This window comes from Variovorax sp. Soil_C_17 (assembly GCF_057657265.1).
The window spans coordinates 1,468,706-1,485,695 of the sequence record NZ_JBDGIT010000001.1 but is presented as its reverse complement, the minus strand read 5'-3'; the positions used below and the strand labels follow the sequence as shown (position 1 = coordinate 1,485,695).

General features: G+C 68.6%; 18 protein-coding genes. 12 read left to right on the top strand and 6 right to left on the bottom strand.

The genetic code is table 11. The annotated features are described in order from the left end of the window. Positions 1-44 precede the first annotated feature (44 nt). Positions 45-1,160 (bottom strand): TRAP transporter substrate-binding protein, encoded by a 1,116-nt coding sequence (locus tag AC3A6Y_RS07210; protein WP_487867506.1) that lies wholly within the window; start codon positions 1,158-1,160, stop codon positions 45-47. Between the two features lie 173 nt (positions 1,161-1,333). Here AC3A6Y_RS07210 and AC3A6Y_RS07205 point away from each other — a divergent pair, with 173 nt between their 5' ends. Further along, entirely contained in the window at positions 1,334-1,798 is a 465-nt protein-coding gene (locus AC3A6Y_RS07205) for a rhodanese-like domain-containing protein (RefSeq protein ID WP_487867505.1), read from the top strand. A 30-nt stretch (positions 1,799-1,828) separates the two neighbouring features. Here the strand turns inward: AC3A6Y_RS07205 and lysM are convergent, their stop codons facing one another. Next, positions 1,829-2,293 (bottom strand): peptidoglycan-binding protein LysM, encoded by a 465-nt coding sequence (gene lysM, locus AC3A6Y_RS07200; RefSeq protein WP_487867504.1) that lies wholly within the window; start codon positions 2,291-2,293, stop codon positions 1,829-1,831. A 119-nt stretch (positions 2,294-2,412) separates the two neighbouring features. On the opposite strand from lysM, the gene AC3A6Y_RS07195 reads away from it, so the two are divergent. The 6 genes from AC3A6Y_RS07195 to AC3A6Y_RS07170 all read left to right on the top strand — a co-directional run bounded on the left by AC3A6Y_RS07195 (position 2,413) and on the right by AC3A6Y_RS07170 (position 9,258). After that, positions 2,413-3,186, top strand: coding sequence for a type III pantothenate kinase (locus AC3A6Y_RS07195; protein ID WP_487867503.1), 774 nt, complete (start codon positions 2,413-2,415; stop codon positions 3,184-3,186). A 19-nt stretch (positions 3,187-3,205) separates the two neighbouring features. Then, complete coding sequence (locus AC3A6Y_RS07190) at positions 3,206-4,864, top strand: Vgb family protein (protein WP_487867502.1); 1,659 nt, start codon at positions 3,206-3,208, stop codon at positions 4,862-4,864. Between the two features lie 170 nt (positions 4,865-5,034). Further along, positions 5,035-5,802, top strand: coding sequence for an MHYT domain-containing protein (locus AC3A6Y_RS07185; RefSeq protein WP_487867501.1), 768 nt, complete (start codon positions 5,035-5,037; stop codon positions 5,800-5,802). 46 nt (positions 5,803-5,848) lie between these two features. Further along, positions 5,849-7,006: an acyl-CoA dehydrogenase family protein gene (locus AC3A6Y_RS07180; protein WP_487867500.1), complete on the top strand. Its 1,158-nt coding sequence runs from the start codon at positions 5,849-5,851 to the stop codon at positions 7,004-7,006. A 238-nt stretch (positions 7,007-7,244) separates the two neighbouring features. Next, positions 7,245-7,733, top strand: coding sequence for a tripartite tricarboxylate transporter TctB family protein (locus AC3A6Y_RS07175; RefSeq protein WP_487867499.1), 489 nt, complete (start codon positions 7,245-7,247; stop codon positions 7,731-7,733). A 13-nt stretch (positions 7,734-7,746) separates the two neighbouring features. Beyond that, on the top strand, positions 7,747-9,258 hold the full coding sequence (locus AC3A6Y_RS07170) for a tripartite tricarboxylate transporter permease (RefSeq protein ID WP_487867498.1): 1,512 nt from the start codon (positions 7,747-7,749) through the stop codon (positions 9,256-9,258). 80 nt (positions 9,259-9,338) lie between these two features. Here the strand turns inward: AC3A6Y_RS07170 and AC3A6Y_RS07165 are convergent, their stop codons facing one another. From AC3A6Y_RS07165 to AC3A6Y_RS07150, 4 genes are read right to left on the bottom strand one after another with little or no spacing between them, the layout of a single operon-like run. Then, complete coding sequence (locus tag AC3A6Y_RS07165; RefSeq protein WP_487867497.1) at positions 9,339-9,641, bottom strand: type II toxin-antitoxin system RelE/ParE family toxin; 303 nt, start codon at positions 9,639-9,641, stop codon at positions 9,339-9,341. Between the two features lie 8 nt (positions 9,642-9,649). Further along, positions 9,650-9,937, bottom strand: a complete 288-nt coding sequence (locus AC3A6Y_RS07160; protein WP_487867496.1) for a CopG family ribbon-helix-helix protein — start codon at positions 9,935-9,937, stop codon at positions 9,650-9,652. A 50-nt stretch (positions 9,938-9,987) separates the two neighbouring features. Then, entirely contained in the window at positions 9,988-10,845 is an 858-nt protein-coding gene (locus AC3A6Y_RS07155; protein ID WP_487867495.1) for an alpha/beta hydrolase, read from the bottom strand. 34 nt (positions 10,846-10,879) lie between these two features. Further along, positions 10,880-11,590: a TetR/AcrR family transcriptional regulator gene (locus tag AC3A6Y_RS07150; protein ID WP_487867494.1), complete on the bottom strand. Its 711-nt coding sequence runs from the start codon at positions 11,588-11,590 to the stop codon at positions 10,880-10,882. A 171-nt stretch (positions 11,591-11,761) separates the two neighbouring features. On the opposite strand from AC3A6Y_RS07150, the gene AC3A6Y_RS07145 reads away from it, so the two are divergent. The 5 genes from AC3A6Y_RS07145 to AC3A6Y_RS07125 are packed head-to-tail and all read left to right on the top strand — an operon-like array spanning position 11,762 to position 16,988. Continuing rightward, positions 11,762-12,628: a fumarylacetoacetate hydrolase family protein gene (locus AC3A6Y_RS07145; protein ID WP_487867493.1), complete on the top strand. Its 867-nt coding sequence runs from the start codon at positions 11,762-11,764 to the stop codon at positions 12,626-12,628. Between the two features lie 11 nt (positions 12,629-12,639). Continuing rightward, positions 12,640-13,437 carry an alpha/beta fold hydrolase gene (locus tag AC3A6Y_RS07140; protein ID WP_487867492.1) on the top strand — a complete coding sequence of 266 codons (798 nt, stop codon included), beginning with the start codon at positions 12,640-12,642 and terminating at the stop codon, positions 13,435-13,437. Between the two features lie 4 nt (positions 13,438-13,441). After that, the gene (locus AC3A6Y_RS07135; RefSeq protein ID WP_487867491.1) at positions 13,442-14,746 is read left to right on the top strand and encodes a metal-dependent hydrolase family protein; all 1,305 of its coding nucleotides are present in this window, start codon (positions 13,442-13,444) and stop codon (positions 14,744-14,746) included. Continuing rightward, positions 14,743-16,026 (top strand): metal-dependent hydrolase family protein, encoded by a 1,284-nt coding sequence (locus AC3A6Y_RS07130; RefSeq protein ID WP_487867490.1) that lies wholly within the window; start codon positions 14,743-14,745, stop codon positions 16,024-16,026. Before AC3A6Y_RS07135 ends, AC3A6Y_RS07130 begins: the two co-directional genes overlap by 4 nt. Then, positions 16,023-16,988 (top strand): branched-chain amino acid ABC transporter permease, encoded by a 966-nt coding sequence (locus tag AC3A6Y_RS07125; RefSeq protein WP_487867489.1) that lies wholly within the window; start codon positions 16,023-16,025, stop codon positions 16,986-16,988. The genes AC3A6Y_RS07130 and AC3A6Y_RS07125 overlap by 4 nt, the downstream gene beginning before the upstream one ends. Positions 16,989-16,990: the final 2 nt, after the last annotated feature.

Below are 16,990 nucleotides of genomic sequence, written 5' to 3'. Positions count from 1 at the left end.
AAGAGGGGCACCCCCCGGTGCCCCTCGCTGGTGGATCCTGGATTTCAGGACTTCTTGGGCTGGCGGCCGAAGTAATGGTTGTAGGCCATCTTGAAGTCGACGGTGTAGTCGTTGTACCACTGGCCCGCGCGTTCCGCGAAAGTCTTCTGCGAGTCGAGCACCTTCTTGAACATCGGGTTCTCGGTCGCCTTCTTGGCCACCGTCTTGTCCCACGAGGCCAGCTGTGCGCGCAGGATCGCATCGGGCGTCTTGTAGAACTTGACGCCGGCCTTCTTGAGCTCGACGTAGTCCGCCGAATTGCGCTCGATCGCCTTCCAGCTCATGTCGGCGCTGGCCGCCTGCACGCCGTATTCGATGATCGCCTTCAGCTCGGGCGGCAGCGCATTGAGCTTGGCCCGGTTGAACAGGATCTCGAACTGCTCGCCGGATTGGTGGAAGCTCTGCAGCATGCAGTTCTTGGCGACGTCGGGGAAGCCGAGCACGCGGTCGCTGGAGGCGTTGTTGAACTCCGCCGCGTCGATCAGCCCGCGGTCCAGGGCCGGCACGATCTCCCCGCCCGGCAGCGGATTGACCGCCGTGCCCATGTCGGTGAACACGTCCACCGCCAGGCCCACGGTGCGGAACTTCAGGCCCTTCATGTCCTCGGCCTTGGCGACCGGCTTCTTGAACCAGCCCAGCGGCTGGGTCGGCATGGGGCCGTAAAGATAGGAAGCCACGTCGAGGTTGAGCCCCTTGTAGATCTCCTCCAGCAGCGCCTTGCCGCCGCCGTAGTTGTGCCAGGCGAGCACCATGTTGGCGTCCATCCCGTAGCCGGGACCCGAGCCCCAGAGCGCGAGGGCCGAGTTCTTGCCGTACCAGTAAGCCACCACGCCGTGGCCGCCATCGAGCGTGCCCTTGGCCACGGCATCCAGCAGCTGAAAAGCCGGCACCACGGAGCCGGCCGGCAGCACGTCGATCTTGAGACGGCCGCCGGCCATGTCATTGACCTTCTTGGCAAAATCCTGTGCGTACTCGTGGAAGATATCCTTCGCCGGCCAGGTGCTCTGGAAGCGGAACGATGTGGTCTGCGCCATGCTGACCATGGGTGCGGACATGGCGCCGGCCGCCACGGCGGCGCCCTTGAGCAGGCTGCGGCGGCGGTTCGGTTTGGTGTCTGTCATTGCGTGTGACTCCGTAAGTGGACTGGAAAAAACCCCAGGCTTCCATCTTTGGACATGTGAACAAGCGTGACAAAGAGGGTTTTCACGAACTAGTGAAAAATCATCGATCCGACCGGGGCACTCCTACGCACTAACCCTGAAAAACCCTAGCGACTTTGAAGGAACACAGCCTTATGACTCAAGCAGTCCAGATCCCGGCGGGCGCGGGCAACGCACCGGCCGGTGAACAGCAGGCCGTCCGGCCCGCCGAGGGCTATGCCGGCGACGTGCTGCCCGAACTGGCCCACGCGTGGATGACGAACGGAGACGCCGTCGTGGTCGACGTGCGCAGCGACGCCGAACGCGAGTGGGTGGGCTATGTGCCGGGCGCCATCGGCCTGGCCTGGAAGCAATGGCCCGGCATGGCCTTCAACCCCGGCTTCGACACCGGCCTGCGCGCCGCCGTGCCGGCCGGCAAGAAGGCATTGATGCTGTGCCGCAGCGGCGTGCGCTCCATTGCAGCGGCCCGGCGGGCCACCGAGCTGGGCTTCGAGGCCTACAACATCCTCGAGGGCTTCGAGGGCGATGCCGACGCGGAAGGGCACCGCGGGCGCAAGGGCGGGTGGCGCTTGCGCGGGCTGCCGTGGAAGCAGAACTAGGCGGCTCGATCGAAAGGTCAACGCCCCCGCCTACTTCTGCGGCGGAATCCTGAGTTTCTGCCCCGGGTAGATCTTGTCCGGGTGCGTCAGCATCGGTTTGTTGGCTTCGAAGATGGCGTTGTACTTGTTGGCGTCGCCGTAGTACTTCTTGGAGATGGCCGAGAGCGTGTCGCCCTTCACCACGTCGTGGTACTGCGCCGGGTCGGCCGCGGGCGCGACCAGCTGGTTGTCGACCTTGGTCACGTTGGCCACGTTGCCGGCCGCGAGCGAGGCCTTCTCGCTGGCTTCCTGCGAGGGCGCGTTGCCCTTGAGCGTCACCAGGCCCTCGGCGGCGACGTAGCTCACCTCGAGGTTGGTCAGGCCGAGGTTCTGGGTCTCGATGTAGGTCTTGATGGCATCACCCGCCACCTTGTTGGCATCGGGCTCCGCGGCCTGGGCCGAAGAGCCTCCGAACAGCTTTTCGCCCGCTTCCTTGATGAAACTCAGCAATCCCATGGGGTTCTCCTTGTGCCGGTTGAGGGGAAGGCCACTGTAATGGCATGGCGTGACGGGCACGCGTAGGCCGCAGTCGCAATCGCAACCATCCGGGAAGACAAATCGCAATAATGCCGCGCATGGCATTCCTTGCGATCGACATCGGCAACACCCGGCTCAAGTGGTCGCTCTACGATGCGGCCCGGCCGGGCGCGTCGCTGATGGCCCATGGCGCCGAGTTCCTGGACCACATCGAACGGCTTGCCGAAGGGCCGTGGGCCGAGCTGCCCGCCCCCGCCTCGATGCTGGGCTGCGTGGTGGCCGGCGATGCCGTGCGACGGCGCGCGGAGGAACAGCTGACCGAGCGCTTCGACTGCGCCGCGCGCTGGGTGGTGTCCAGCGCCGCCGAGGCCGGCATCGTCAACGGCTACGACCACCCCACGCGGCTGGGCGCCGACCGCTGGGTCGCGATGATCGGCGCGCGCCACCGCATGCTCTCCCAGGGGCCTGCGCGGCCGATGGTGGTGGTGATGATCGGCACCGCGGTCACGGTGGAGGCGGTGGACGTTCATGGCAAGTTCCTGGGGGGCCTGATCCTGCCGGGCCACGGCATCATGCTGCGCGCGCTCGAGTCGGGCACGGCGGGCCTGCACGTGCCGACCGGCGAAGTGTGCGAATTCCCCACCAATACCAGCGATGCGCTGACCAGCGGCGGCACCTATGCGATTGCCGGTGCGATCGAGCGCATGGTCCAGCATGTGCGCGCCCATTGCGGCGCCGAGCCGGCCTGCTACATGACGGGCGGCGCGGCCTGGAAGATGGCGCCCAGCATGAACGGGAACTTCGAGCAGGTCGACAGCCTGATCATGGACGGGCTGCTGGTGATCGCGCAGGAGCGCCTGCTGGCGTCTTGAGAAATACGAGGAGTCCAGAGTGCCACGTGCCTTCGCCGCTGCCCTGCTGTCTTGCGTGCTCGCCCTTTGCGCCTGCACCCCGCCGGCTCCTCTGCGCACCGCCGCCGCCCCGCCCAGCCGCCCCGCGGCGTGGGGGCCGCCCGAGGCGCTGGTCGCGCCCTCCTCCTTCTCCGGCGTCCATGGCCTCGCCATCGACCGCCAGGGCCGGTTGCTCGCCGGCACGGTGGTCGGCAGCCAGCTGTGGCAGGTCGACCGCAGCACCGGCGCCGCGCGGGTGCTGATCGATGCGCCCGACGGCCAGTCCGACGACGTCGCGATCGGCCCCAGGGGCGAACTGGCCTGGACCAACTACCTGATGGGCCAGGTGCGCCTGCGCGAAAACGACGGCGCGCCGATGCGCGTGCTCGCCAAGGACCTGCCCGGCATCAACTCGCTCGACTTCGACCGCCGCAACGGCAAGCTCTACGCCTCGCAGGTCTTCCTCGGCGACGCGCTGTGGGAGATCGACGTCGCCGGCCAGAAGCCGCCGCGCCTGATCAAGAAGGACATGGGCGGCTTCAACGGCTTCGAGGTCGGGCCGGACGGCCTGCTCTACGGGCCGCTGTGGTTCAAGGGCCAGGTGGTGAAGATCGACCCGGCGGACGGCCGGCTCACGGTGATCGCAGAGGGCTTCCGGATTCCGGCCGCGGCCAACCTGGACGGCAAGGGCAACCTGTGGGTGGTCGACACCCGCAGCGGCGAGCTGGTGCGCGTCGAGCTGGCCAGCGGCCGCAAGACGGTCGCCAGGCAGTTCAAGCCCTCCATCGACAACCTCGCGATCGCGCCCGAGGGGACGATCTACGTCTCGAACATGGCCGACAACTCCATCGAGGCCTTCGAGCCGGAGACCGGCACCTCGCGGCTGTTGACCGGCGGCAAGCTGGCCGTGCCGGCGGGCCTCAAGATCGACGGCGGCACGCTTTTCGTGGCCGACATCTTCGGCTTCCGCCAGGTCGATGCGCAGACCGGCGAGGTGCGCGACATCTTCCGCATGCAGCGCGAGCCGGAGCTCGACTACCCCTTCGGCGTGGGCCTGTCGGCATCGACGATCGCGCTGTCCTCCTGGTTCACCGGCTCGGTGCAGCTGGTGGACCGCAAGAGCTTCAAGACCACCGCGGTGCTGCACGGCCTGAAGGCGCCGGTGGACGCGATCCCGATGCCCGACGGCAGCCTGGTCTATGCCGAGCTCGCCACCGGCAGCGTGACGCGCGCGAGCGGTCCTAAGTTCGAGAACCGCCAGCTGGTCGCCAGCGGCCTGGGAGGGCCGGTGCAGATGGTGCTCGGCCGCGACGGCGCGCTGTACCTCACGGAGGCCGCGGGCAAGCTCACGCGCATCCCGCTGGACGCCAGTGCGCCGCTGCGCGTCGTCGCCGACGGGCTGGCGCTGCCCGAAGGCCTGGCCCAGACGCCCTGGGGCAGCTTCATCGTCGCGGAGAGCGCGGCACGGCGGCTGGTCGAGATCGATCCGGCGAACGGCGCGCGTCGCACCGTGGCCGAGAACCTGCCGATCGGACTGCCCGGCGGGCCGGGAATGCCGCCGCCCTATGTGCCGACCGGCGTGGCGGTGGGTGCCGACGGCAGCATCTATTTCTCGGCCGACCGCAACAACGCGCTCTACAGGATTCGACCGCAGCGCTGATCGCCGGCCGGAAAAGCGGAACAAAGTCACGCTCGCGCCCGCCTTTGAGTAACAAGCGCTTAATTTACTTGCGGCAACACATGTAACAGACTCGTGATGTCTCCGGGCATCACGCCGGCTCTCCCATCCAGGAGCCGGTCTTTCTCCACTCGTCGAAAAGGAAAGAAGTCATGGACCCTCTCGTCGGTCAAGTGCTGAACCCCACCTACGCCATGGGCACCGTCGCGCTGTCGTACGTGATCTCCTTCTTCGGTTCTCTGCTCGCGCTGCTGTGCACGCGCAAGATGGTGCGCAGCGACGGCAGCGTGGACCTCGCGATGCTCGCCGGCGGTGCGGTGGCCCTGGGTGGCATCGGCATCTGGTCGATGCATTTCATCGGCATGGTGGCTTATCGCCTGCCGGTGCCGGTCGCCTACAACCTGCCGCTGACGGTGGTCTCGCTGGTGGCGGCCATCGTCATTTCCGGCCTGGCGCTCTACCTCGCGGGCGGCAAGCGCTTCAACAGCAAGGGCTGGGTCATGGGGAGCCTGCTCGCCGGGCTGGGCGTTTGCGTGATGCACTACATGGGCATGTACGCGATGAGCCTGCGCGCGGCGATGACCCTGGACTGGGGCATCGTGGCCGGCTCGGTGGCCATTGCGATCATCGCGGCGGCCTCCGCCCTGTGGCTGGCCTTCAACCTGACCGAGCTGACGCACCAGGTGGTCGCCGCCGCGGTGATGGGCGTGGCGGTGTGTTCCATGCACTACGTGGGCATGACGGCCGCCACCATGGTGTGCACCGCGCCCACGCCGCCCGGCAGCCTGAGCATTGGCGGCAGCAACCTCGGCCTGGGCGTGTTCGGCACGGCCGGCGCGGTGCTGATCTTCATCCTCTGGGTGGTGACCGGGCGCGCGCTGGACGAGCCCCGCAAGGCGGTCTCGCCGCGCCACGCATAGCCACTTGGCGCAAGCGGCTCGCCGCGGGCCGCGCCTAGAGTGGGGCATGCAGTACACCCACGAGCACCTCGAGATCCAGAAGACGCTGCGGCGCTTCATCGACGAGGAGATCAACCCGCACGTCGACGAATGGGAAGCGGCGGAAGGCTTCCCCGCGCACGAGGTGTTCGGCAAGCTCGGCGCCCTCGGCCTGCTGGGACTCAACAAGCCCGAGGACTACGGCGGCGCCGGCCTCGACTACTCCTACGCGATGGCGATGGCCGAGGCCCTGGGCCATGTGCGCTGCGGCGGCGTGCCGATGGCCATCGGCGTGCAGACCGACATGTGCACGCCGGCGCTGGCGCGCTTCGGCAGCGACGCGCTCCGGCGCGAGTTCCTGGCCCCGGCGATCGCGGGGCAGTCCGTGGGCTGCATCGGCGTCAGCGAGCCCGGCGCGGGCAGCGACGTGGCGGGCCTCACGAGCCGCGCGCGCAAGGATGGCGGCGACTACCTCGTCAGCGGCCAGAAGATGTGGATCACCAACAGCCTGCAGGCCGACTGGATGTGCATGCTGGTGAACACCGGCGACGGGCCCGCGCATCGCAACAAGTCGCTGGTCATCGTGCCGATGGACAGCCCCGGCATCGAAAAGGCGAAGAAGATCCGCAAGATCGGCATGCATTCGAGCGACACCGGCCTGATCTACTTCGACGAGGTGCGCGTGCCGCAGCGCTATCGCATCGGCGAGGAGGGCCAGGGCTTCGTCTACCAGATGCAGCAGTTCCAGGAGGAGCGCCTGTGGTGCGCCGCCAGCTCGCTCGAGCCGATGGAGGACTGCATCCGCGACACCATCGAATGGGCGCAGGAGCGCCGCCTCTTCGGCGGCACCCTGGCCGACCAGCAGTGGGTGCAGTTCAAGCTGGCCGAACTGCAGACCGAGGTCGAGGCGCTGCGCGCGCTGACCTACCGCGCCTGCGACCTGCATGTGCAGGGCGAGGACGTGACCGCGCTGGCCTCGATGGCCAAGCTCAAGTGCGGCCGCCTCACGCGCGAGGTGGCCGACACCTGCCTTCAGTTCTGGGGCGGGATGGGCTTCACCTGGGAGAACCGCGTGTCGCGGCTGTACCGGGATGGGCGGCTGGCGTCGATCGGCGGCGGGGCGGACGAGGTGATGCTGGGCATCCTGGCGAAGACGATGGGGATCGCGAAGCGGCCGCCCGCTTGACTCCATCTCCCTCTCGCTCTGGGAGAGAGTGGGGGTGAGGGCACCGGGCCGTGGATGACGCGCGCCGGTTGCCACCTCCGCTGCCCTCACCCCAGCCCTCTCCCCAAGGCGAGAGGGAGCAAGACCGCCGCCCTCCGCCGACCCCGCGCCCCGCTACGTGGAAGTCCGTACGGCACCGGTCAGCCGGCGGTCAGCCGCCGCGAACGACCCTCGAAAGCTCCACAACGAGGGTTGAGACATGCGCATCAAGAGTCAGGCCGACTTCTATTCGGGAGTCATGTTCACGGCGGTGGGCGGCGCCTTCGCCATCGGCGCCACCAGCTACAACATCGGGGACGGCGCCCGCATGGGGCCGGGCTACTTCCCGCTCATGCTGGGCATCCTGCTGGCGGTCCTGGGAGCCGCCATCATGTTCGAGGCGCTCGTGGTCGAGACCGTCGACGGCGAGAAGATCGGCAAGTGGGCGTGGAAGCCGCTCGCCTACGTGCTCGGCGCCAATCTCGCCTTCGGCGTGCTGCTCGGCGGCCTGCCCTCCATCGGGCTGCCGGCCATGGGCATGATCCTCGCGATCTATGCGCTGACCATCATCTCCAGCATGGCCGGCGCCCATTTCAAGCTGCGCGACGTGCTGGTCCTCGCGACGATCCTGGCGGCCGGCAGCTACGTGGCTTTCATCTGGGCGCTCAAGCTTCAGATCCAGGTCTGGCCCACCTTCATTTCCGGCTGAGGACGAGAGCGCCATGAACCTGATCCACAACCTGGCGACCGGCTTCGGCGTCGCCTTCACCTTCACCAACCTGCTGTATTGCCTGATCGGCTGCATCCTGGGGACGCTGATCGGCGTGCTGCCGGGCATCGGCCCCGTCGCCACCATCGCGATGCTGCTGCCGGCCACCTATGCGCTGCCGCCGGTGTCGGCGCTGATCATGCTGGCGGGCATCTATTACGGAGCCCAATACGGCGGCTCCACCACCGCCATCCTGGTCAACCTGCCGGGCGAATCGTCCTCGGTGGTGACTTGTATCGACGGCTACCAGATGGCGAGGCAAGGCCGCGCCGGGCCCGCGCTCGCGGCAGCCGGCCTGGGCTCCTTCTTTGCGGGCTGTGTCGGCACGCTGATCCTGGCCGCGTTCGCGCCGCCGCTGACCGAGCTGGCCTTCAAGTTCGGCCCGGCCGAGTATTTTTCGCTGATGGTCCTGGGCCTGATCGGCGCCGTCGTGCTGGCCTCGGGCTCGCTGCTCAAGGCGGTGGCGATGATCGTGCTGGGCCTGCTGCTGGGCATCGTCGGCACCGACGTGAACTCGGGCGTGGCCCGCTTCAGCTTCGACATCCCCGAGCTCACCGACGGCATCGGCTTCGTGGTGATCGCCATGGGCGTGTTCGGCTACGGCGAGATCATCGGCAACCTCTCGCAGCCCGACGACGAGCGCGAAGTCTTCACCTCCAAGGTCAAGGGCCTGTGGCCGACGAAGGAGGACTTCAAGAACATGGCGCCCGCGGTGCTGCGCGGCACCACGCTGGGCTCGGCCCTGGGCATCCTGCCCGGCGGCGGCGCGCTGCTGGCCGCCTTCGCAGCCTATGCGCTCGAGAAGAAGATCGCGATGCGCCCCGGTGAAATCGCCTTCGGCAAGGGCAACATCCGCGGCGTGGCCTCGCCCGAATCCGCCAACAACGCCGGCGCGCAGACCTCCTTCATCCCGCTGCTGACGCTGGGCATCCCGCCCAATGCGGTGATGGCGCTGATGGTGGGCGCGATGACCATCCACAACATCCAGCCCGGCCCGCAGGTGATGACCAGCAACCCGGAGCTGTTCTGGGGCCTGATCGCCTCCATGTGGCTGGGCAACACGATGCTGATCATCCTGAACCTGCCGCTGATCGGCATGTGGATCAAGCTGCTGACGGTGCCCTACAAGTTCCTGTTCCCGGCCATCGTGCTGTTCTGCGCCATCGGCGTGTACTCGACCAACAACAACACCTTCGACGTGTGGATGGTCGCGATCTTCGGCTTTGTCGGCTACCTCTTCCTCAAGCTGCGCACCGAGCCGGCACCGCTGCTGCTGGGCTTCATCCTGGGCCCGATGATGGAAGAGAACCTGCGCCGCGCGCTGCTGCTGTCGCGCGGCACGTGGAGCGTGTTCGTGTCGCGGCCGCTGTCGGCGGGCCTGCTGGTCGCCGCGCTGCTGCTGCTGGGGATCGTGCTGCTGCCGTCGATCAAGGCGAAGCGCGAAGAGGCCTTTGTCGAAGACTGAGGCAGCCCGGTTCCGCCGCGTTTTCCGAACGCAAAGGCCGCCTTGAAGGCGGCCTTTTTGCTGGTCCGCATGGCGGCGACTCACGGCGCCGGCCGCTTGAACCCCGATTCGCGCTGGCTGCGCAATGCCAGCACGAAGACCGTATCGATCTCAGGAACGAATCGATAGAGCGCGACGTACGCGCGAGCATTTCGCCCGATCAGCAACTCGCGCCGACCTGCCTTGGCGGGTCGGCCGATCAGGGGACTGTGCGCCAGGATGTCCAGCGCCTGAACGATGCCGGCCATGCGGGCCGGGATGTCCTCGACCTCGTGGCGCAGCAAATGATCGACGATCCGATCGAAATCTTCGAGGACCTCCGGCGCGAGCTCGATCCGCGTCATCGAGTTCTTCAGGCTCCACGCATCTTGCGCGCCGATGGTCGTACCACCGGCCGTCCCGCGGCCCGCGCAACCAGGTATTCCTTGGCATCGTCCCAGGCAATCGATTTGCCGGTTTGCAGCACTTTGGCCCAACGCTTCTGCGCCAGCTGGTGCAGTTCCTCCTCTGCCTCGATCTGTTCCACCTTCTGGGAGATCGCTTCGACAATGAAGGCGTGCGCGCTCTTTCCCGCATGCTCGGCAGCGGTAGCAATGCGTGCCTTCAGATCGTCTTCGATGCGAATGGTGGTCGTCGACATGTTGGCTTCCCGGAAAGCGACCACTGTAGCACTGTTGTGCTACCAAGGGATCACCCTCGACCCAGCAGCTCCAGAGCCAGCCGGAACGTCCGCGAACTCGGCTGCGCCAGCTCGTTCAGCACGTCCATGTGGTTGCGCCTGGGCACCCGTTCCGCCGCAATGACCCGCGAGCCCCAGGCACGACCGATCAGGCCGGCCTGCCGATGGAACTCCTCGCTCTCGTCGCCGCCGACCACCGTCGCCAGCGAGCCCTGCGAGGGAGCGGGCATGGCGGCAGGGCTGAGCTGCAGCGCCCTTGCCGCATCGAGGCCGAGATCGGCGGCCAGGAAGGGCGCATGCCGCAGCGGCTCGAGCTCGTAGAGACCTGAAATCGACAGCGCCGATTTGACGAGGTCCGCAGGCAGATCCGGCGCGACCGCCTTCCAGTGGCAGGCCAGCAGCATCGTCGCCAGGTGCCCACCCGCCGAATGGCCGGCCACCACGATGCGCCCGGGGTCGCCGCCGTGCGTGCGCGCATTCCGATGCACCCAGGCCAGGGCCTGCACCAGCTGCAGCACGATGCGCTCGAGGGTGACCGCCGGGCACAGCGCGTAGTTGGCCAGCACCACCATCGCGCCCGCGTCGGCGAAAGGCGGGGCCACGAAGCTCTGGTCGCGCTTGTCGAGCGCGCGCCAGTAGCCGCCGTGGATGTAGACCAGCACCGGCGCGCCGGGCCGCTCGGCAGGCAGCACGTCGAGGCGCTCGCTGCGGTCCTCGCCATAGGCGACGTCGAGCACCCAGCCCGGCCGCTCGTAGGCGCGGGCCGAGGCTTCGGCCCAGTGCGCAAGGATCTCCGGATGCTCCGGAATGCGCGCGCGGTTGTTGTACTGGGCGTCGTACCAGGCGGGCGACGGCGTGGCTTCGGTCATCTTCGGGCGCAACTCCGGCTGAACTTCGGCCACTTCAGCGCCGCTTCGCGCCGGCCGCCGCCGGCACCCTCGCGCCATTGGGCTTCGGCCTGCCGCGCGGCGCGGGCTTCTGGTCCGACTCGCGCAACGCGGCATCGATCAGCGCGTCGGCCATCCACAGCGCGGTGCGCTCCACTTCGCGGTCGTGCAGGCCCCAGATGTCCTTGAGGATCACGTAGGGCTCGATGCCGTAGACCACCGACAGGGCATGGTGCAGCCGCTTGCGCACGTCCGGCCGCAGCTGCGGCACCAGCGGCTCGATCGCATGCTCCAGGATGCGCACGCGGTGCCCGCGCCGGTATGGCTCTTCCTCCAGCAGCCCGGCGCGCTCCAGCCCCCATTGCTCCAGCGAGAGCTGCGCCGCGGCGCGCAACTGGGCCTCGAATTCCTTGAAGCGCGGGAAGGTCTGCAGGAACAGCTCGTGCACGCGCTCGCGGCCGCTGGGGTTGTCGGAGGCCAGCTTGCGCACCGGCCCCAGCGAGCTGTCGATGACGGCGGTGACCAGCGCGCTGCGGCTCGGGAAATAGCGGTACGCGGTCGCGCGCGAGACCTTCGAGCGCGCCGCGGCCTCCGCCACCGACGGGATGTGGCCGCTCTGCCGGATGATGTCCATGGCGGTGTCGAGCAGCAGCTTGAAGGTGGCCGCCTTGACGCCGCGCTCGGGCGGCACCGGCGGTTCGCTCAGCTTGTGCTTCAGTTGCGCCATGGGGTTATTACGGAGTGCCGAAGGGCCGGGCTTGCTTGTGAAGGTCCGAGGTCGGCACGTATGATGCACCGATCCCGATTTGAGACGCAAGTCTCATAAAGCTAAGTTCCCTGATCTCGCGGCAGCCGGCACGAGCGGCAACGACCACGAGACGAGCCGGAGACAAAGGCGATGCGCTTGGCCAGCTGGAGTTGGGGCGGAAGCGAGCACGTGGGCACGATCTCGGCCGACGGGCGCGAAGCCACGCCGCTCGCATGGCGCGACGCCTCGCTCGGCACCCTTCCCCTGATCCAGGCGCTCGCCCGCGGCGAATCCCTGCCCTCGCCTGCCGGCGCGCGGCTGCCGGTCGAAGTCCTCGCCCTGCGCGCGCCGCTGCCACGGCCGCTGCGCAGCCTGTTCTGCGTCGGCCGCAACTACCACGCGCATGCCAGCGAGCTCGCCGGCACCGTGTTCCGCGAAAGCATGCCGCAGAGCGACCCCTGGCCCATCGTCTTCGGCAAGCTGGGCGAATGCGTGATCGGCCCGCGCGATGCGGTGCGCCTGCCCTCGCCCGCCACCTCGGTGCAGATCGACTACGAGTCGGAACTGGCGGTGGTCATCGGCCGCGGCGGACGCGACATCCCGCGCTCGCGCGCCATGGACCACGTGTTCGGCTACACGGTGGTCAACGACGTGACCGCGCGCGACGTGCAGATGCGGCACCAGCAATGGTCGCTCGGCAAAAGCTTCGACACCTTTTGCCCGATGGGGCCGTGGATCGTCACGGCCGACGAACTCGACGGCCGCGCCACCCGCGTGCGCGGCTGGGTCAACGGCGCGCTGCGCCAGGACGGCCAGACGAAGGACATGATCTTCGACATCCCCACGCTGATCGAGACCTGCTCGCGCGGCATCACCCTGTATCCGGGCGACGTGATCGCCACCGGCACCCCGGCCGGCGTGGGCATGGGGCAGACGCCGCCGCAGTGGCTGAAGTCCGGCGACGTGGTGCGCATCGAGGTCGATGGCGTGGGCGTCATCGAGAACGCCTTCGAGTAGGCCGCCCGACGATGTCATTCCAGCTGATCGACCGCATGGCGGTGGAAGAAGAAGGCGACGGCCCGGCCGTGGTGTGCGTGCACGGCCTGGGCGGCAGCTCCAACAGCTTCACGCCGCTGATGCCGGCGCTGGCGCGGCATCGCGTGGTCCGCGTCGACCTCCCCGGCAGCGGCCGTTCGCAGCGGGCCGAGGGCGAGCTCTCGATCGAGCGCTACATGGAGGCGCTGCTGCGCGTCTGCGAGCGCCTGGGCATCGCACGGGCCCACTGGGTGGGTCATTCGATGGGCACCATCGTCTGCCAGCACATTGCCGCGGCGCATCCGAAGCTGGCGGCCAGCGTGGCACTCTTCGGCCCGCTGATCGCACCGCCGGAGGCCGCGCGCACGGCGATGAAGGCGCGTGCCGCCAAGGCCCGCGAAGGCGCGGCCGGCATGCACGAGATCACGCAAGGGCTGCTGCAGGCCGCGATCTCCGCGGACACGCGCCGGCGCCTGCCGCTCGCCGTGGCCTTCGTGCGCGAAAGCCTGATGCGGCAGGACGGCGAGGCCTACGCGCGCAGCTGCGAGGCCTTGGCCGGCGCGCAGGGCGCGGCGGTGGAACGCATCGAGGCGCCGGTGCTGCTGGTCACCGGCGACGAGGACGGCGTGGCGCCGCCGCAGTCGGTGCGCGCGATGGCTGACCGGCTGCACAACGCCGCCAGCAAGCGCGTGGTGGTGCTGTCGCGCTGCGGCCACTGGACGCCCGTCGAGCGGCCGGAGGAATGCCAGCGCGAACTGAGCGACTTCCTGGCCGCGAACGCAAGGAGCTGAACCGATGGCCGACGTGATGTTCACCAACGTCCGCGTCTTCGACGGCGGCGGCGAGGCGCCCTTCACCGGCGACGTGCTGGTGCAGGGCAACCGCATCGCGCGCGTCGTCAAGACGGGTTACGGCCAGCACGCGGCGCCGGTCATGGGCGCGCAGCTGATCGACGGCGCCGGCGCCTTCCTGATGCCCGGCATGGTGGAGGCGCACACGCACTTCTCGTGGAACGACCAGCCCAGCCTGGACGCCATCCAGCGCATGCCGCCGGAGGAGCACATCCTGTGGTGCGCCGAGGTCGCCAAGCGCTACCTGGACATGGGCTGGACGAGCTGCGTCGGCGCCGCGGCGGCCAAGCCGCGGCTGGACGTGGTGATTCGCAACGCGATCAACGACGGCACCATCGTCGGCCCGCGCTATCTGGCGGCGAGCCAGGAGATCACCGTGCCCGGCGGCCTGGGCGACACCACGCAGCCGCACCTGCCGCAGCCCGAGTTCGCCTTCGGCGCGGTGGTGAGCGGTGCCGAGGAGATGCGCCGCTGCGTGCGCATGTTCGCCAAGTACGGCGTCGATTCGCTGAAGATCAATCTCTCGGGCGAATCGATCACCGGCATGCCGAGCGAGATGAGCCAGTTCACCGAGGAAGAAGTCACGGTGTGCGTCCAGGAGGCCAAGGCCTGGGGCAAGCGGGTGGCGGCGCATGCGCGCTCGACCTGGTCGATCAAGCAGTGCGTGAAGCACGGCATCGAGGTGATCTATCACGCCAGCTTCACCGACGAGGAGGCGCTGGACCTGCTCGAGGCGCACAAGTTCGATCACTTCATCGCGCCGGGCCTGGCCTGGCTCATCAACACCTGCCACCACGCGAGCCAGTGGGGCCTGACGCCCGAGGTGACGCGGCGCATGGGCTACCACCGCGAGCTGGAGGCCGCGGTGGAGAGCATGCGGGCGATGCGCAAGCGGGGCATCCGCATCCTGCCGGGCGGCGACTACGGCTTTGCGTGGACGCCGCACGGAACCAACGCGAAGGACCTGGAGTACTTCGTCAAGTACGTGGGAATGAGCACGATGGAGGCCCTGTTGTCGGCCACCGCGTGGGGCGGGCCGATGATGCGCATGGGCAAGCAGCTGGGCTACGTGCGCGAAGGGTATCTCGCCGACCTGCTGCTGGTCGATGGCGATCCGCTGGCGGACATCACGGTGCTGCAGGACAAGGCGCGCATCCTGGCGGTGATGAAGGACGGCGAGTTCCACCGCGCGCCGCCGGTGCGGCGTTCGCACACGACGCGCTGGGAGCAACACGGGAGACTTTCATGAGCGATGTCGTCTTCACCAACGTCCGCATCCTCGACGGCACCGGCCAGAACCCCTACACCGGCAGCGTGCTGGTGCGCGGCAACCGCATCCGCCAGGTGGGCCGCAGCACCGCGCCGATCGCACCCGGCGGCGCGATGGTGGTCGACGGCGCCGGCGCCACGCTGATGCCCGGCATGTGCGAGGCCCACACGCACTTCTCCTGGAACGACGCCGCCACGCTCTCGGCGATCCAGCGCATGCCGCTGGAGGAGCACGTGCTGTGGTGCGCCAAGGTCGCCAGGCGCTACCTCGAAGCCGGCTTCACCTCCTGCGTCGGCGCCGCCTGCGCCAAGCCGCGGCTGGACGTGGTGATCCGCAACGCCATCAACGCCGGCCAGATCCCCGGCCCGCGCTACCTGGCCGCGAGCCAGGAGATCACCGTCCCCGGCGGCCTGGGCGACGAGACCCTGCCGCACCTGCCCTTCCCCGAGTTCAGCTTCGGCGTCAACGTGAACTGCGCCGACGAGATGCGCAAGGTCGTGCGCATGTTCCTCAAGTACGGCGTCGACTCCATCAAGCTCAACCTCTCGGGCGACAACTTCACGCCCGACTCCCCGGCCGACACCACCTGGATGAGCGACGCCGAGGTGGCCGCCGCCATGGAAGAGGTCCGCGTGCGCGGCAAGCGCGGCACCGCGCACGCCCGCTCGGCCGCCTCGGTCAAGCAGGCGCTGCGCCATGGCATCGAGGTGATCTACCACGCCAGCTTTACCGACGAGGAAACGCTGGACATGCTGGAGGCCGCCAAGGACCGCGTCTTCGTCGCCCCCGGCATCGCCATCCTCTACGCCATGCTGCACGAGGCCGAGCCCTACGGCATCACGCACGAGAAGGCGGTGGCGATGGGCTACCAGGTCGAATGGGACGCCGCCCTCGAATCGCTCAAGGCCATGCACCGCCGCGGCGTGCGCGTCCTGCCCGGCGGCGACTACGGCTTCGCCTTCACGCCGCACTGCCAGAACGCGCGCGACCTGGAGTTCTTCGTGCGCTACCTGGGCTTCACGCCGATGGAGGCGATCCGCTGCGCCACCCTCTACGGCGGCCAGATCATGAAGCGCGGCGACGAGCTGGGCACCATCCAGGACGGCTACCTGGCCGACCTGCTGCTGGTGGATGGCGACCCGCTGGCCAACCTCGCGATCCTGCGCGATCCGAAGCGCATCCTCGCGGTGATGAAGGACGGCGAGTTCGCCAAGGCGCCGGAGATCGCCTCGCAGCGGGCCTGGGAGCACGCCGCATGAGCCGTACTCCAGCGAGCCGGACCGCACGCTGGCTCGTCTGGCTGCTGGTCGGCGGCCCGATCGCCGTGTTCTCGGCCTGGGCGCTCGCGGACAACGCGCGCCTGTACCTGGTGACCCTGCTCAACGGCCTCACGCTGGCTTCGCTCTACTTCATCGTCGCCAGCGGCTTCACCCTGGTCTTCGGCCTGATGCGCAACGTGAACCTCGCGCACGGCTCGCTTTACCTGCTGGGCGGCTACGTCGCCTTCGTGGTCTCGGAGCACACCGGCTGGTGGCTCCTCGCGCTGGCCGCCGGCTTCGCGGTGGCCGCGCTCGGCGGACTGCTGATCCAGCTGCTGGTGCTGCGCCACATGCAGGGGCAGGAGCTGCGCCAGACGCTGGTGACGATCGCGCTGTCCATCGTCATCGCCGACGTGCTGCTGTGGGTCTTCACCGGCCAGGTGCACCAGATGGAGGCTCCGGCCTGGCTGCGGGGGCCGATCCGCGGCATCCCGCTGATCAATGCCTACTCGGCCTATCGCCTGGCCCTGCTGGGCTTCGGCATCGTCATCGGCCTGGGCCTGTGGTGGCTGCTCACGCGCACGCGCGTGGGCATGATGATCCGCGCCGGCGTGGACGATCGCGGCATGCTCGCCGCCTCGGGCGTGAACGTGAACATGGTGTTCGCCATCACCTTCATGCTCGGCGCCGGCCTGGCCGGCCTGGGCGGGGTGATCGGCGCGGTGGAGCTGTCGATGGTGCCGGGCGAGGACACCCGGCTGCTGCTGGCCTCGCTGATCGTGGTGATCGTCGGCGGCATGGGCAGCGTGCCCGGCGCCGCGCTGGGATCGGCCATCCTCGGGCTGGCCGAGACCTACGGGCTGGCCTATGCGCCGACGTACAGCGTGGTCTTCACCTTCGTGATCCTGATCCTGGTGCTGGCCTTCCGGCCGCGCGGGATCATGGGGAGGGCGGCGGCATGAGA